Source organism: Variovorax sp., from assembly GCF_035634955.1.
Lineage (GTDB): Bacteria > Pseudomonadota > Gammaproteobacteria > Burkholderiales > Burkholderiaceae_C > Variovorax.
Window position 1 is genome coordinate 189,285 of the sequence record NZ_DASQBZ010000016.1, and the last position, 14,921, is coordinate 204,205.

General features: G+C 70.6%; 17 protein-coding genes. 4 read left to right on the forward strand and 13 right to left on the reverse strand.

Annotated elements, in window-relative coordinates:
* Positions 1-12: 12 nt before the first annotated feature.
* The 9 genes from VES41_RS08430 to VES41_RS08470 are packed head-to-tail and all read right to left on the reverse strand — an operon-like array spanning position 13 to position 8,673.
* Positions 13-870 (reverse strand): metal-dependent hydrolase, encoded by an 858-nt coding sequence (locus VES41_RS08430; protein WP_324815463.1) that lies wholly within the window; start codon positions 868-870, stop codon positions 13-15.
* 18 nt (positions 871-888) lie between these two features.
* The gene (locus tag VES41_RS08435; protein WP_324815465.1) at positions 889-1,893 is read right to left on the reverse strand and encodes a tripartite tricarboxylate transporter substrate binding protein; all 1,005 of its coding nucleotides are present in this window, start codon (positions 1,891-1,893) and stop codon (positions 889-891) included.
* Positions 1,894-1,929: 36 nt separating this feature from the next.
* Complete coding sequence (locus VES41_RS08440) at positions 1,930-2,907, reverse strand: tripartite tricarboxylate transporter substrate binding protein (RefSeq protein ID WP_324815468.1); 978 nt, start codon at positions 2,905-2,907, stop codon at positions 1,930-1,932.
* 40 nt (positions 2,908-2,947) lie between these two features.
* Positions 2,948-4,249, reverse strand: a complete 1,302-nt coding sequence (locus VES41_RS08445; RefSeq protein ID WP_324815471.1) for a gallate dioxygenase — start codon at positions 4,247-4,249, stop codon at positions 2,948-2,950.
* 10 nt (positions 4,250-4,259) lie between these two features.
* Positions 4,260-4,943 carry a 4-carboxy-4-hydroxy-2-oxoadipate aldolase/oxaloacetate decarboxylase gene (gene ligK / locus VES41_RS08450; protein WP_324815474.1) on the reverse strand — a complete coding sequence of 228 codons (684 nt, stop codon included), beginning with the start codon at positions 4,941-4,943 and terminating at the stop codon, positions 4,260-4,262.
* A gap of 34 nt (positions 4,944-4,977) precedes the next feature.
* The gene (locus VES41_RS08455; RefSeq protein WP_324815476.1) at positions 4,978-6,006 is read right to left on the reverse strand and encodes an amidohydrolase family protein; all 1,029 of its coding nucleotides are present in this window, start codon (positions 6,004-6,006) and stop codon (positions 4,978-4,980) included.
* A 23-nt stretch (positions 6,007-6,029) separates the two neighbouring features.
* The gene (locus VES41_RS08460; RefSeq protein ID WP_324815478.1) at positions 6,030-6,956 is read right to left on the reverse strand and encodes an amidohydrolase family protein; all 927 of its coding nucleotides are present in this window, start codon (positions 6,954-6,956) and stop codon (positions 6,030-6,032) included.
* A complete protein-coding gene (locus VES41_RS08465) occupies positions 6,953-7,669 on the reverse strand; it encodes a substrate-binding domain-containing protein (RefSeq protein WP_324815479.1) in 717 nt (238 codons plus the stop codon). The genes VES41_RS08460 and VES41_RS08465 overlap by 4 nt, the downstream gene beginning before the upstream one ends.
* A gap of 14 nt (positions 7,670-7,683) precedes the next feature.
* Entirely contained in the window at positions 7,684-8,673 is a 990-nt protein-coding gene (locus tag VES41_RS08470; RefSeq protein ID WP_324815482.1) for a tripartite tricarboxylate transporter substrate binding protein, read from the reverse strand.
* 165 nt (positions 8,674-8,838) lie between these two features.
* On the opposite strand from VES41_RS08470, the gene VES41_RS08475 reads away from it, so the two are divergent.
* Complete coding sequence (locus VES41_RS08475; RefSeq protein WP_324815485.1) at positions 8,839-10,125, forward strand: LysR family transcriptional regulator; 1,287 nt, start codon at positions 8,839-8,841, stop codon at positions 10,123-10,125.
* Between the two features lie 30 nt (positions 10,126-10,155).
* Here VES41_RS08475 and VES41_RS08480 read toward each other — a convergent pair whose 3' ends face one another.
* From VES41_RS08480 to pcaH, 3 genes are read right to left on the reverse strand one after another with little or no spacing between them, the layout of a single operon-like run.
* Positions 10,156-10,776, reverse strand: a complete 621-nt coding sequence (locus tag VES41_RS08480; protein ID WP_324815487.1) for a DUF6151 family protein — start codon at positions 10,774-10,776, stop codon at positions 10,156-10,158.
* Positions 10,777-10,793: 17 nt separating this feature from the next.
* Positions 10,794-11,402, reverse strand: coding sequence for a protocatechuate 3,4-dioxygenase subunit alpha (gene pcaG / locus VES41_RS08485; protein ID WP_324815490.1), 609 nt, complete (start codon positions 11,400-11,402; stop codon positions 10,794-10,796).
* Positions 11,403-11,421: 19 nt separating this feature from the next.
* Complete coding sequence (gene pcaH, locus VES41_RS08490; protein ID WP_324815493.1) at positions 11,422-12,138, reverse strand: protocatechuate 3,4-dioxygenase subunit beta; 717 nt, start codon at positions 12,136-12,138, stop codon at positions 11,422-11,424.
* A 133-nt stretch (positions 12,139-12,271) separates the two neighbouring features.
* Here pcaH and VES41_RS08495 point away from each other — a divergent pair, with 133 nt between their 5' ends.
* Entirely contained in the window at positions 12,272-13,240 is a 969-nt protein-coding gene (locus VES41_RS08495; protein ID WP_324815495.1) for a LysR substrate-binding domain-containing protein, read from the forward strand.
* Positions 13,241-13,320: 80 nt separating this feature from the next.
* On the opposite strand, the gene VES41_RS08500 is transcribed toward VES41_RS08495, so the two are convergent.
* Complete coding sequence (locus VES41_RS08500) at positions 13,321-13,755, reverse strand: DUF1841 family protein (RefSeq protein ID WP_324815498.1); 435 nt, start codon at positions 13,753-13,755, stop codon at positions 13,321-13,323.
* Positions 13,756-13,884: 129 nt separating this feature from the next.
* Here VES41_RS08500 and VES41_RS08505 point away from each other — a divergent pair, with 129 nt between their 5' ends.
* Both VES41_RS08505 and VES41_RS08510 read left to right on the forward strand, forming a co-directional pair.
* On the forward strand, positions 13,885-14,589 hold the full coding sequence (locus VES41_RS08505) for a phosphatase PAP2 family protein (RefSeq protein ID WP_324815500.1): 705 nt from the start codon (positions 13,885-13,887) through the stop codon (positions 14,587-14,589).
* A 71-nt stretch (positions 14,590-14,660) separates the two neighbouring features.
* Complete coding sequence (locus VES41_RS08510) at positions 14,661-14,903, forward strand: acyl carrier protein (RefSeq protein ID WP_324815502.1); 243 nt, start codon at positions 14,661-14,663, stop codon at positions 14,901-14,903.
* Positions 14,904-14,921 lie beyond the last annotated feature (18 nt).

The window sequence follows — 14,921 nt, forward strand, 5'->3', positions numbered from 1 at the left end:
CATGTCCTTGCGTCAGAAGGTCGCCGACTCGCCCGGCTTGAGCGCCAGCACGCGCGTGCGCGTCTTGCCCAGCGCCTCGGTGAACTGCGCCGGCGTGCCCTTGCCCAGCGGATTGGCGCCATAGTGCATCGGAATCACGTAGCGTGGCTTGAGCCATTCGCGGGCGGCGTAGGCAGCATCCTTCGGGCCCATCGTGAAATGCCCGCCGATCGGCATCAGCACCAGGTCGGGCTTGTAGTACTGCGCGATGAACTTCATGTCCGTGAACAGCCCGGTGTCGCCCATGTGGTAGATGCGAAAGCCGTTCTCCAGTTCGATGATGTAACCCACGGGCTCGCCCGCGTAGTGCGCCTCATCCTTGTCGGTGGCGGGGTTGTGCCATACCAGGATCGACGAATGTTCGGCATGCACGGCCGTGACCTTGATGCCTGGCACCGGCTCCACCGTGCCGCTCTTGTTGAAGCGCGGCACCAGCGCGGCCGGCAGGATGCCCAGCAGGCCCACGGCCTGGTTCATGTCACCCGGCGCGTACATCGGCACCTGGTTCATCTGCGCGAGTTCCGGCGCGTCGGCGAAGTGATCCGCATGCCCGTGCGTGACCAGCAGGACGTCGACCTTGCCGAGTGCCTCGAGGTTCTTGTACTTAGGAGGGGTCAGGGGATTCTTCTTGAGCCACGGGTCGGTGACGATCACCTTGCCACCCGGCGTGGTAATGCGAAAGGCGGACTGGCCGAGCCACAGCACCTCGGTCTTGCCGGCGGGCGCGGGGGTCGCCTGCTGCGGCGCGGATGCTTGCGCAAGGGCCAGCGGCGCCACCAGGGCGAGCGCCAGGACGGCCAGGAAACGGCGGACGAAAGCGGCGGACATCATCGTGTCGTACTCCTTGGCTTATTCGACGGTGACATGCGCGGCCTGCACCACCTGGCGCCAGCGCTCGATCTCCTGCGCGATCAGCTCGGCGAACGCCTGCGGGGTCTTCGGTGCGGGCAGCGCGCCTTCGGCGCTCAGGCGGGACTTGACCTCGGGCGTGCCGAGCGCGGCATTCACCTGGGCATTGAGTTGCGCCACGATGGCCTGCGGCGTGCCGGCCGGCGCCACCAGGCCGTACCACTGGTCTGCCTCGAAGCCCTGGGTGCCGGGAACGCCGCTCTCGGAGACGGTGGGCACGTCGGGCAGTTGCGGCAGGCGTTGCAGGCTCGATACCGCCAGCGCGCGCATCTTGCCGGCCTTGATGTGCGAAAGCAGGGCCGGCGCGCCGGTGAACAGCACCTGCACCTGGCCGGCGAGCAGGTCGGTCACCGAAGGTGCCGTGCCGCGATAGGGCACGTGCATGAGCGCCGCGCCGGTCTTGAGCTTGAGGTACTCGGTACTGATGTGCGCGGCGCTGCCGTTGCCGCCGGAGCCGTAGGCCAGCGTATCGGGCCTGGCCTTGGCCAGCGCGACCAGTTCGGCCAGGTTGCGAGCCGGCACCGACGGGTGCACCACCAGCACGTTCGGCACGCGCGCCACCAGCGCGACCGGCGCGAAGCTCTTGACCGGGTCGTAGCCGAGCCTGGGGTAGAGCGACGGATTGACCGCCAGCGTGCCGGTGTGGCCCATCAGCAGCGTGTAGCCGTCGGCCGGCGCGCGGGCCACCTTCTCGGACCCGACCGAGCCGCCGGCGCCGGCCACGTTCTCGACGACCGCGGACTGGCTGCCCCAGGCTTGCGAGAGGGCTTGGCCGATGGCGCGCGCCAGCAGATCGCTGGACCCGCCGGGCGTGAAGGGCGCGACGATGTGCACCGGGCGCGCCGGGTACGCCTGGGCCCACGCGCTGCGGGATGGGCCGAGCAGCGCGCAGGCGCCGGCCGCCGCGGCCGCGAGCGCCTGGCGGCGGGTGGGAACGAATGGCATGAGGTCTCCAGTTGTTGTTGGTGTGCAGCGGCCAGGTCAGTCCGCGTGGATGTTGGCTTCGCGGATCAACTTGCCGTAGCGCGCGGCTTCGCTTTCGAGAAGCTGGGCGAACTGCGAAGTGGGGCCGGGCAGCGCGATGCCGCCGGCGCTGGCCAGCTGTTGCTGCACCTCGTGCGATGCCAGCGCCTTCTGGACCGCGGCGTGCAGCTTGTCGACGACTGGCTGCGGCGTGCCGGCCGGCGCGATGAAGCCGTACCAGACGCTGGCCTCGAAGCCGGGGTAGCCCGATTCGGCCACGGTGGGCACGCCTTCGAGGACCGGGGTGCGCTCCGGGCTCATCACCGCCAGCACGCGCAACTTGCCGCCCTTGACCAGCGGCAGCACCTCGAGCGCGTTGACGGCCACCACGTCGACATGGCCGCCGATCACGTCGGTGATTGCCTGCGCGCCGCCCTTGTAGGGAACATGGCGCAGCTGCACGCCGGCGGTGCGCTGGAACAGCTCCATCGCCAGGTGCGGCGTCGCACCGTTGCCCGGCGTGGCCACGGTCACGCCGCCGGGCTTGCTCTTGGCCGCGGCCACCATGGCCTGCAGATTGGCGATGGGCGACTCCGCGCGCACCGCGAACACCACCGGCACGCGGCCCACCTGGGCCACCGGCGTGATGTCGCGCGCCAGGTCGTAGGGCGCGGGCTGGAACAGCGAAGGGTTCACCGACAGCGCGTTGGCCGCGAGCATCAGTGTGTAGCCATCCGGGGTGCTGCCGATCATCGCCTTGACGGCGATGTTGGTCGCCGCCCCCGGCTTGTTCTCGATCACGACCGGCTGCCCGAGCGTCTGCGCCATCTGCTGGCCGACGGTGCGGGCGATCGCGTCGACCGCGCCGCCGGCGCTGTAGCCGACCAGGATCTTCACGGGATGCGATGGAAAGTCGTCGGCAGCGCGGGCGCTGCCTGCGGTGGCGAGCAGCACGCTGCCCAGTGCGAGCATGAGGCGTCGGGAAATGATGTTCATCGTTCGGGTCCTTTATGGGAGATGCCTTGAGGGCGGCGCTTCACGCGGGCTTGTGTCCCGCGTCCCACGCCTGGGCCGCGGCGTCCTTGCCGGCAACCGAATAGAGCGCGCCGGGCGCATTGCGCGTCTTCTGGAAGTCCTCCAGCGACTGCCCGCGCATGGCGGCGTAGATGTGAAGGTTGGACACGCCGGTCACCGCGCCGAGCTTCTCGAGCATGAAGAAGATGACGCCGTAGTGGATCAGTCCGCACCAGTCGCGCCGGCGCAGCAGGTCGCGCTCCCGGGGCGACAGGGCGGCCGCCTCGAATGCGGCTTCCTCGTCGGCGAGAAACGCCGCGCGGTGGGCCGGCCGCGTCATGCCGTGCAGGAACTTGTTGAGCCGGTAGGCGCGCACGCTGGTCTCCAGCGTGAACGGATGCGTGCCGTCGAGCGCCTCGACGCCAGCCGTCTGCTGCGCGATGTGGCGGCGGTGCCGCTCGACCTCGCCGGCCACCGGCGCGCTCGCCAGGTTCTCGTACACCACCGTGGCGATACCGGTCATGGACGGCAGGTAGTAGCCCTGGTGCAGCTTGCGGACGTTGGCCGACAGGGCGCCGCGCATCACCAGCCACATGATCACCTCGGCGCCCTCGAAGCCGCCGAGCGTCGCCAGTTCCGCCTGCGTCATTTCGCTCAGGCGCACCGGGTCGTTCTCGATCAGGTCGAGAAAGCGCGCATCCCACTCGGTGTTGTTGAAGCCGGCGCGCTCGCCGTGCACCTGGTGCGACAGGCCGCCGGTGGCGACGATGGCCACCTTGATGTCTTCGGGATAGCTCTCGATCGCCCGGCGCAGGGCCTGGCCCAGGCGCCAGCAGCGGCGCGCCGAGGGCACCGGCGCCTGCAGCACGCCCACCTGTAGCGGCACCACCGGCACCGGCCATGCGTTGCCGTCGTGCCCGCACAGCACGGACATCGGCGAGTACACGCCGTGGTCGAGCGCCCGCTCCTGGAAGAACGACAGGTCGAACTCGTCGGCCACCAGCGACTCGCCGATGTGCCGGGCCAGCGCCGGATGGCCGGCCAGCGGCGGCAGGTCGCGCGGGCCGCCGCCTTCGTCGGCCACCGCGTGCGATTCGCCCACGCCCAGCGCGAACGCCGAATAGTGGTCGAAGAAGAACGAGCTGACGTGATCGTTGTAGATGAAGAACAGCGCGTCGGGCTTGTTGTCCTCGAGCCAGGCGCGCACCGGCGCGAAAGCCTCGAAGATGGGCGCCCAGGCCGGGTCCTGCTGCTTGTTCCGGTCGAAGGCGAATCCGATGGTGGGCGTGTGCGAGCAGGCCACCGCGCCGATGATGCGAGCCATGTGCGGGCCTTCAGTCGATGTAGCGCAGCCCGGCCTTGGCCAGCGGCTCGCGCATCGAATACATGTCCAGGCCGAGCACGCCGGAGGCGAGCTTCTCGCGCTTCATGCCCTCGTTGGCCTCGCGCTTGCGCGCGGCGTCGAGCGCCTGCGCGGCGAGATGGCGCGGCACGCAGACGACACCGTCGTCGTCGGCCACGATCACGTCGCCTGGGTGAACGATCATGCCGGCGCACACGACAGGGATATTGACCGAGCCCGGCGTCGCCTTGATCGTGCCCTTGGCGCTGATGCACTTGCTCCACACCGGGAAGTTCATGGCGGTGAGCGTCCTCACGTCGCGCACGCCGGCGTCGATCACCAGGCCGCGTGCGCCGCGGGCCTGGAAGCTGGTCGCGAGCAGGTCGCCGAAGTAGCCGTCGCCGCACTCGGCGGTGACGGCCGCGACGACGAAGTCGCCGGGCTGGATCTGCTCGGCCGCCACGTGCAGCATCCAGTTGTCGCCCGGCTGCAGCAGCACGGTCACGGCCGTGCCGGCCACTTGCGCGCCGGCGTAGATCGGGCGGATGTACGGCTGCAGCAGGCCGACGCGGCCCATGGCCTCGTGCACCGTGGCGGCGCCGAACGGCGCCAGTGCGTCGGCCGTCTGCCGGTCGGCGCGTTCGATGTTGCGATAGACAACGCCCAGTTCATGCATGGTGCGTGCTCCTTGTCGGTTGAGGTTGCGGGGATCAGCGGCCCTGGGCCTTGAGCGCGGCGTCCAGGCGCGGGTAGACGCGCCGCGCGTTGCCTTCGAACACCTGGCGGCGCTGCGCGTCGCTCAGGTTGGGGGTGGCGTCGATGTAGCGGCGCGTGTGGTCGTACGGGTGGCCGGTCTGCGGGTCGATGCCGCGCACGGCGCCGATCATTTCGCTGGCGAACAGGACGTTGTCCACCGGTATGACGCCGGTGAGCAGATCGATGCCGGGCTGGTGATAGACGCAGGTGTCGAAGAAGATGTTCTTCAGCAGGTGCTCGTCGAGCGTGGGCTTCTTCATCTCCTGCGCCAGGCCGCGGAAGCGGCCCCAGTGGTAGGGCACCGCGCCGCCGCCGTGCGGGATGACGAAGCGCAGCGTGGGGAAGTCCCTGAACAGGTCGGAGGTGAGGCACTGCATGAAGGCCGTGGTGTCGGCGTTCAGGTAGTGCGAGCCGGTGGTGTGGAAGCACGCATTGCAGCTGGTGCTCACGTGGATCATCGCGGGGATGTCCCACTCCACCATCTTCTCGTAGATGGGATACCACTGCCGGTCCGACAGGGGCGGCGAGGTCCAGTGCCCGCCGGACGGGTCGGGATTGAGATTGATGGCGACGAAGCCGTAGTCCCTGATGCAGCGCTCGAGCTCGGGAATGCAGGTCTTCGGATCGACGCCGGGCGACTGCGGCAGCATGGCCGCGCCGATGAAGTGCTGCGGGAACAGGCCGGCGACGCGGTGGATCAGCTCGTTGCAGATGCCGGCCCAGGCGGCACTGGTCTCGAAGTCGCCGATGTGGTGCGCCATGAAGCTGGCGCGCGGGCTGAACACGGTCAGGTCGTGGCCGCGCTCGCGCATCTTGGCGAGCTGGTTGGTCTCGATGGATTCGCGCAGCTCGTCGTCGCCGATCCTGAGCTCGGCCGGCGAGGGCGTCGCCGACGGGTTGCCCAGTGCGGCGACCTGGCGGTTGCGCCAGTCTTCCAGCGCCTTGGGGGCCGTGGTGTAGTGGCCGTGGCAGTCGATGATCATGGGTTCTCTCCGGGCAATGGTGTTCAGGGGGCCGGTGCTTCTTCCGGCCAGTACAGGCGCATCGGGTTGTCCACCAGCAGGCGGCGCTGCGCCTGGGCAGTGGGTGCGATGCGGGGAATGACGTCGACCAGCAGCCCGTCGTCGGGCATGTGGTCCTTCAGGTTGGGATGGGGCCAGTCGGTGCCCCACAGCACGCGGTCCGGGAACTGTTCGACCAGGTGGCGCGCGAAGGGCACCACGTCGCGGTAGGGCTCGGGCTCGCCGTCCAGCGCCGGCGGACCCGACACCGACAGGCGTTCGGGACAGCTGACCTTGCTCCAGACGTTCGGATGCTCGCGCATGAAGCGCACGAAGGTCTGGAACTGCGGGCCTTGCAGCGGCAGCGACACGTCGGGCCGGCCCATGTGGTCCACCACCACCGTGGTGGGCAGGCCGGAGAAGAAGTCCCAAAGCTCGGGCAGGTCGGCCGCCTCGAAGTACACGACCACGTGCCAGCCGAGCGCGGCCACGCGCGCGGCGATCTCCACCAGTTCCTCGCGCGGGGTGAAGTCCACGAGGCGCTTGACGAAGTTGAAGCGCACGCCGCGGACGCCGGCCGCGTGCAGCCGGGCGAGTTCGTCGTCGGTCACCTCGCGCCGCACCGTCGCCACGCCTCGGGCGCTGCCCGCTGAGGATTCGAGCGCGTCCACGAGCGCCCGGTTGTCCGCGCCATGGCAGGTGGCCTGCACGATCACGCTGCGCGCGAAGCCCAGGCGTTCGCGCAGCGCGAACAGCTGTGCCTTGGACGCATCGCAAGGCGTGTACTTGCGCTCCGGCGCATAGGGGAACTCGTCCCCGGGGCCGAACACGTGGCAATGCGCGTCCACGCTGCCGGGCGGCGGCGTGAAGCGGGGGCGCGAGGGCGTGGCGTACCAGTCCAGCCAGCCGGGTGTCTTGATGAAGGTGTTCACTGCGGAGGCTCCTGTCGTTCTTCGCGCGCGGCCGCCATCCCCGACCGGCTCCTGATGTCGTCGCAGGCCGGGGAGGCGAACCAGTCCAGCAACTCGCGCACGGCATCGGCCTGCGCCGTGCCGCGGCACGGCGCGGCGGTGAAGGTGGTGGTGATGCGGATGTCCTCGGGCAGCGGGCCGAGCAGGTCGATGCCCGGCAGGTCCTGCAGCTCGCTGGTCTGCTGGAAGCCCAGAGCCACGCGGCCGTCGGCCAGCAGGGCACCCACCGGCACGCCGGGCGGCGCCTGCACCAGCCGGTCGCGCACCTGCCCGGCAATGCCCCAGCGCTGGAACAGCGCGAGGAGCGCGACTCCGCTCGGACCGGTCGAATAGCCGATGGCCGGCGCCGCGAGCACCGCGCGTCGCACCGCGTCGGCGCTGCCGATGTCCGGTTGCCTGGCGCCGGCGGGCACGGCCACGGCAACGTCCGAGCGCGCCAGCGGCACCCGGCCGGCGGCTTCCAGGTGCCCCGCCGCGGCCAGCTTGTCGATGGCGTCCGCGGCCAGCACGGCGAAGTCGAACGGCTCGCCGGCGGCGATGCGGCGCGCGGCGTCGACGCCACCGACCGACTCCACCCGGACCTGCACGCCGCGGGTGTCGGCGTACAGGCGCGAGAGCGCGTCGAGCAGCGCGCGCGTGGCCATGGAAGAGATCCCGCGCAAGGCGATGTTCATGGGCCGGCTCCCGTTCATTGGCGCGGGATGCCGGCGCGCGCGATCACGTCGCCCCAGCGCTTGATCTCGCTGTCGAGCAGCGCGGCCAGTTCTTGCGGAGTGCTCGAGCGCGCCTGCACGCTCAGGTCGGCGAGCTGCTTCTTGAGGGCGTCGGTGGACAGCACCGCCTGCGTCTCGCGCGCCAGGCGCTCGATGATCGGGCGCGGCGTGCCGGCGGGCGCCGCCAGGGCGTTCCAGGACGCGACGTCGAACGAAGGCACTCCGGCGGCTTCGGCCAGCGTAGGCACGTCCGGCAGGAAGGGAGAGCGCTGCCTGCCCAGCACCGCGAGTGCGCGCACCGCGCCGCCGCGCACCTGCGGCAGCAGCGGCGCCAGGATCTCGCAGGCTCCGTCGATCTGGCCGCCTCGCAGGGCGGTGAGCACCGCCGGCGAGCCATTGAAGGGCACGACCTGGAAATCCGCCTTGGTCGACATGCGGATCAACTCGGCCGACAGGTGCTGCGTGCTGCCGACGTTGATGCTGCCCACGTTGAGCGTGCCGGGCTTGGCGCGTGCTTCCGCGAGCATCTGCTGCAATGTCTTGAAGCGAGAGTTGGCCGGCACCACCAGCGCCAGGTCGAAATCGCCCAGCAGGGAGATCGGTGCGAAGTCCTTGCGTGCGTCGAACGGCAGCTTGGCGAACAGGCCTTCGCTGACCGCCGTGCCGTTGCTCATCAGCAGGAGCGTGTAGCCGTCCGGCGCGGCCTTGGCAACCAGGTCGCCTGCCACCACGCCGCCGGCGCCGGGGCGGTTGTCCACCACCAGGCTCTGGCCGAGTCGGGTCGACAGCGCCTGTCCGACGGCCCGCGCGGTCAGGTCGGCGACGCCGCCGGCGCCGAAGGGCACGACCAGGCGGATCGGCTTGTCGGGATAGTCGGCCGCGCTGGCACGCAGCGGCCAGGCCGAGGCGGCGAACGCGCCGAGCGCACCCGCAACCGCGCTGGCCAGGAATGGGCGTCTTTGCATTTGGCTTGTCTCCAGGACTCGTTGGCGGCCAGGGCTGCCGCATGCGCCGAGTCTGGCGCCGGACGTGCCCGCGGGTTGTGCGTTCTAATTGCGCTGCGTTCTCTGTTTTTTATCGATTTCGACAATGCAGCGCGCCGCGGCGCACGTTTCCAAATGAAAAACGGCGTGAGCACCAGCAGAAAAAAACTTATCGATCCGGATGCCGCCGTGCGGGCGGTGCCGCAGGTCAACCTGCGCCACCTTCAGGCCTTCGCGGCGGTGGCGGCCGCCGGCAGCGTCACCCAGGCGGCCGAGGCGCTGTACCGGGTGGCTTCGGCCGTCACGCGCGCCCTTGCCGAGCTCGAGGCGGCGCTGGGTGCGCAACTGTTCGAGCGCAAGGCGCGTGGCATGCTGCTGACCGTCTATGGCGAAGCGGTGCTGCCACGTGCGCGCCGCGTGGCGCAGGAGTTCGCCGGCGCATGCCAGGAGCTGCCCGCCGGCGCCGACGGCCTGCGCCCGCTGGATGCGCGGACGCTGCAGAGCGCCATGTTCAGTGCGCGCCGCCTGGCGCTGTTCGCCGGGCTGGCGGAACTCCACCACATGCCGACGGTGGCGCAACGCTTCGGCGTGACGCAGCCCGCGCTGAGCGCGCTGGTACGCGAACTGGAATCGCGCACCGGCTGTGCACTGTTCGTCCGATCGGCGCAGGGCGTGCAGCCGACGCGTGCCGGTGCGCAACTGGCCTTCCGCTGCCGCCGTGCGCTGGCCGAGCTGCGCGCCATCGGCTCCGACCTGGCGGCGATCCGCGGCGTCGTGCAGGGCAGCGTGGTGGTCGGCGCACTCCCGCTGTCGCGTACGCGGCTGCTGCCGGAGGCCATCGCGGCGCTGCTGCGCAATCACCCGCATGTGCACGTGAGCACGGTCGAGAGCCCTTACGAGGCGCTGGCCGCAGCGCTGCGCAGCGGCGACGTCGACTTCATCATCGGCGCCCTGCGCCCGCCGCAGCAGGTGCGCGATCTGGTCCAGGAGCCGCTGTTCGAGGATCGCATTGCACTGGTGGCGCGCGCCGGCCATCCCTTGACGCGCCGCCGGCGCATCGGGTTCGCCGACCTCATGCGCGCGCGCTGGGTGCTGTCGCGACGTGGCGCGCCGGCGCGCGAACTGCTCGAACGCTCGTTCGGGCAGTCCGGCCAGTCCGCGCCGGAGCCGGCCGTGGAAACCGGCGACCTGGCGCTGCTGCGCGGGCTGCTGCAGGCCAGCGACATGCTCACCGCGATCTCGGCGCACCAACTGCACTACGAGATCGAGGCCGGCACGCTGGTGGTGCTGGATTTCGCGCTGGAGTCGACCCAGCGCACCATCGGCATCGCGCAACGCGACGGGGCCCTGGCATCGCCGTGCGCCCGCGCGTTGATCGACGAGATCCGCGCGAGCGTCAGGCAGGGCTTCGCTCGTCCGCCTGGGCGAGCCTAGCCGCGTCGGCCTTGCTGGCGCGCTTGCGTGTCAGGCGTCGGCCGCGCGCTGCGCCTGGGCGAGTTCGTCGGGCCGAAGGACGCTGGGCTGGGCCACCGGGCGGCGGTCTTCCTGCCGGAACAGCGGCGTGCGTTTCCAGCGGCCGCCCAGCCGGGCGCGCGCCACCGCGGCGAAGATGCCGGCCACCTGCAATGCGGTGGCGAGCCGGCGCACGCGGACCGTGCCCTTGGCGTGACCGGTGTTCACGGCCAGGCCTTGCGCCGGGCCGAAGCCGGCATCGAGCGCATGGCTGCCGGCGCCCAGTGCGAGCCGCGTCATGCCGACATACGACAGGCGGGCGTCCCGCGTGGTGTTGAACAGGGGCGTGCGGCAACAACTCGCATACCAGCGCAGCAAGCCGCCGGGCCGCAGCGACAGGCAGGCCAGTTGGCCGGCGCCCTGGTCGATGCGAAGGTGCGCCTGCAGTGTCGACACGACCTCGGTGCCGCCCTGCGCGTCCAGCGCTTGCGGCGCGCAGCCGAGGGCATGGGCGGCGGTCTGGCAATCGCGGCAGTAGCAGGTCAGGCGCACCACCGGGGCCGGGGCGCACAGGCGGCCGCGCAACTGCCCGCAGCGGCATTGCCAGGGCTGGTCTGCGCCGAGCGGGGTCACTGCGCGCCGGGCCGGTGTCAGACGTCGAAGAACACCGTTTCCTTCGGCCCCTGCATGTGGATGTCGAAGCGGTAGGTCACCTGGCCGCCTTCGACGCTGCGCCTGGCGATCAGGGTGTCGCGCCGGTCGGCCGGCACGGCGTTGAGCACGTCGTCCTTGGCGTTGGCGGACGCTTCGTCTTCGAAGTAGATGCGCGTGAAGGCATGCAGCAGCAGGCCGCGCATGGTGACGATGGCGCCGATGAAAGGCGCCTCGCCGGGCGCGTTGGCCCCGGGCTTGACGGTGTCGAAGATGAAGCGGTGGCGCGGGTCGGTGCCGGTGCCGACGCGGCCGAAGCCGCGGAAGCCGCGCTCGCGCGCGTCCTCGACCGATACCGGGTAGTGGCCAGTGCCGTCCGGCTGGCAGATCTCGACCATGGCGTCGAAGATCGGCGTGCCGTCGCCGTCGATCACGCGGCCCTCGAGGCGGATGCGTTCGCCCTTGGCGCCGTCGAGCGCCACGCGCGCGTCGAAGGGCTGGTCGAAGTCGTAGCCGTACTGGGCGGCGGTCAGGCCGTAGGCGAAGTAGGGGCCGACCGTCTGCGACGGGGTCTGGCCGAAATTGGTCTGCAGTGCGCTCATCAGCATGGTGTGTCTCCTGGCGTGTTCAGCGGGTCTCGAAGGGCGTCTCGTCGGCCCCGCGCAGGACGATGTCGAACTGGTAGCCCAGCGCGTAGCCTTCCTCGGTGATGTCGAGGCTGAAGTCGGCGATCAGGCGGTTGCGGTACTTCTCGGGCGTGCCGGTCACCATCGGGTCGTACTGCAGCAGCGGATCGCCCGGGAAGTACATCTGCGTGACCAGGCGGCTGGCGTAGTGCTGGCCGAAGAGCGACAGGTGGATGTGCTGCGGCCGCCAGGCGTTGGGATGGTTGCCCCACGGATAGGCGCCTGGCTTGATGGTCAGGAAGCGGTAGCGGCCCTCGCTGTCGGTCAGGCAGCGACCGGCGCCCAGGAAGTTCGGGTCCAGCGGCGCGTCGTGCTGGTCGACCTTGTGCACGTAGCGGCCGGCGGCATTGGCCTGCCACAGCTCGACCAGCGTGTTGGCGACCGGCCGCTTGCGCTCGTCGAGCACCTGGCCGGTGAGGATCATGCGCTCGCCCAGCGGCTCGCCGTTGCGGCGTGCGTTGCGCGTCAGGTCGTGGTCGAGTTCGCCGATGCTGTCATGGCCATAGACCGGCTGGCGCAGCTCGGCCATCGAGGCCTTGAGGGGGACCAGCGGCTTGGTCGGGCCGCGCTTGGCGGTCGACTTGTAGCCGGGATAGATGTAGGCGGGGTGGCTGGACCAGTCGCGCGGGTCGAGCTTGGGCAGCGTGGGGCCGGTCATGGGTTCGTCTCCTTGAGGATGCGGCGTGGGGGTGGTTCGCGGCGTCACGCTGGGCGCCGGAGTTGCCGCACTGTAAGACCGGGTTTTGATGATGTAAATTGAACGTTTGAACGATTTGCATAAGCAGTAGTAATTGAACGATCCAACCCGCCAGAGCGCCCAGTCCTTTGCCCGGAACGTGCAGTTGCGGCACCTGCGCTGCTTCGTGGCGGTGGCGCAGGAGCGCCACCTGGCGCGCGCCGCCGCGCGGCTGGCGCTGAGCCAGCCGGCGATGTCCAAGACCCTGACCGAGCTGGAGGAACTGGCCGGCACCCGGCTCGTCGAGCGCGGCGGGCCCGGCCGGCGCGGCGTACAGGGCCTGACTGCCGCCGGCGAGGACCTGCTGACCCACGCGCTGCGCGTGCTGGAGGCGGTGCAGACCGGCGCCCAGGCGCTTGCGCCGAGCGCCGGGGCCGGCGGCGAGCGGCTGCGCGTGGGCGCACTGCCCAGCGTGGCCCCGGCGCTGCTGCCGCAATGCCTGCTGCGCCTGCGCGTCCAGCGCCCGGGGCTGCAGCTGCAGGTGAGCAGCGGTGCCAACGCCGCGCTGCTGGATGAGCTGCGCGCCGGCGAACTCGATCTCGTGGTCGGCCGCATGAGCGACCCGCGGCTGATGGCCGGCCTGAGCTTCGAGCTGCTGCACAGCGAGCCGCTGGTGTTCGTCACGCGTCCCGGCCATCCTCTGGCGACGGCGCGCCGGCGCGGCCAGGACAGCCCGCGCAGGGCGCTCGCCTATCCGCTGGTGGTGTATGACGAAGGCACCATTCCGCGCCACCATACCGAGAGCTTCCTGTCGGCGCGCGGCCTGGCGCTGCCGGCCGACGCACTGCAGACGCTCGACGTGGCGCTGGCCAGCGCCCTGGTCGCGCAGTCCGACACGGTCTGGATCACGCCGCTGGGCGCCGCACGCCAGGCGCTGGACGACCGGCGCCTGGCGCGGCTGCGGATCGACACCTCCGGCACCGAGGAGCCGGTCGGCCTGCTGTTGCGCAGCGAGGCGCCGGCCAGCGTCGCGCGCGACGCACTGATCGGGCTGCTGCGCGAGGCCGCCCGGCGCCAGCACTGAGCCGTCGTCCCGCGGCCCCGAAGGGCCCGCACCGCCGGGCGGTGCGCGAAGATGCCTTGCGGGCCGGTGCCGTACCCGGCTCAGTCGCGCGTGGCGCGCCGCTGGACGCAGGCGATGTAGGCCTCGCCGTCGGGCGGACGGCCGGCGCGCTGGGCTTCCCACATCATCTGGCCCAGGCACTCCATGGCCTCGTGGTGGGCCGCCAGCAGGGAGTCGCGGCGGGCCGCGAGCAGTTCCACCGCCTGGCGGATGCCGCGCGGCTGGTCGATCGAGCATTGTTCGCTGATCGACAGGTGCATCGACAGGTGCAGGAAGGGGTTCTCGCGGCCGTCCTTGCCGTCGTAGACGCGCGCCACGGCCGCATCGGCGTCCTGCAGGTCGGCGTGGTACTCGGGGTGCTGGTCGATCCAGCCGGCGGCCAGGCTTTCCAGCGCTTCGAGCGGCTCGCCGCGACGGCTCTTGGCATAGACGTCGCAAAAGAAGCGACGCACATCTTCGGGGGACGGATTGAACATGGGGACTGTCGGGAGCAGGCCCCGAGCGTAGCACCGCACCGGCGCCGGGCCGGCGCACTCGGGCAAGATGCGCTCCGTTGCGGCGCGCATCGCGGCCGCCCCCGGGTCTTGAAGTATCTTCCTCCCCCAATGCAAGTCACTCTCCGCGCCTCCTGGGTCACCGACATCGGCTCGCGCCTGCGCGAGCGCCAATGGCTCAAGATCCTGGGCACCACGGCGTGGATCTGGCTGTTTTTCATCGGCTACTTCCACCTGCTGCGCAACCCCTTCGGCCCCGTCACCGAGATGCCCTGGACCGCGGTCGACGAGTGGATTCCGTTCCAGCCGGGCTGGCTCGTGCCATACCTTTCGCTGTGGGTCTACGTCGGCATCGCGCCGGGCCTGCAGCGCGGACTGCTGCCCTTGCTGTCCTATGGCTTCTGGTCCGGCGTGCTCTGCCTGACGGGGCTGGCCGCATTCATGCTGTGGCCCACGCGGGTGCCGCCGGCGACCTTCGACGCCGGCGGGTTCCCCGGATTCGACCTGCTGCAGGGCATCGATGCGGCGGGCAATGCCTGTCCGTCGATGCACGTGGCCATCGCCATCTTCACCTGCTGCTGGATCGAGAAGATCCTGCGCGGCGCAGGTGCGCCGTGGCTGCTGCGCCTGGCGAACCTGGCCTGGTTCCTGGCCATCGCCTATTCCACGGTCGCGACGCGCCAGCACGTGGCGCTGGACGTTCTGGCCGGCGGCCTGCTGGGGGGCGCCTTCGCCTGGGCGTCGCTGCGCTGGCGTCCTGCAGAGGCCCCGCTGCCGCCGCCGGCCGCGGCGATGGCTATCATCGACCAGCGGTGAGCCCGGCGCGTGGAGGATGAAGGCGCGCGCCGAAGGCTTTACGAACTACTCCAAGAGCGAGCCTGAGATCTATGAATTCCCTGAAGGAAATACAGGAGCTGATCCACCAGAAGTACGGTTTCACGGCCGATGAGATCGACCCCCAGATGTCCATGCGCGACAAGGGCTTCGACTCGCTCGCACTGGCCGAATTCCTGTTCGAGATCGAGGATCGGCTGGGCATCTCGCTGCCCGAGCCCGACCCGCAGATGGACACCCTGGCCGAGTTGGCAGAGCTGGTCGACCGCGCGCGCGCCGGCGCCCCGGCGGCCTAATCGACCCGACCGGCACGG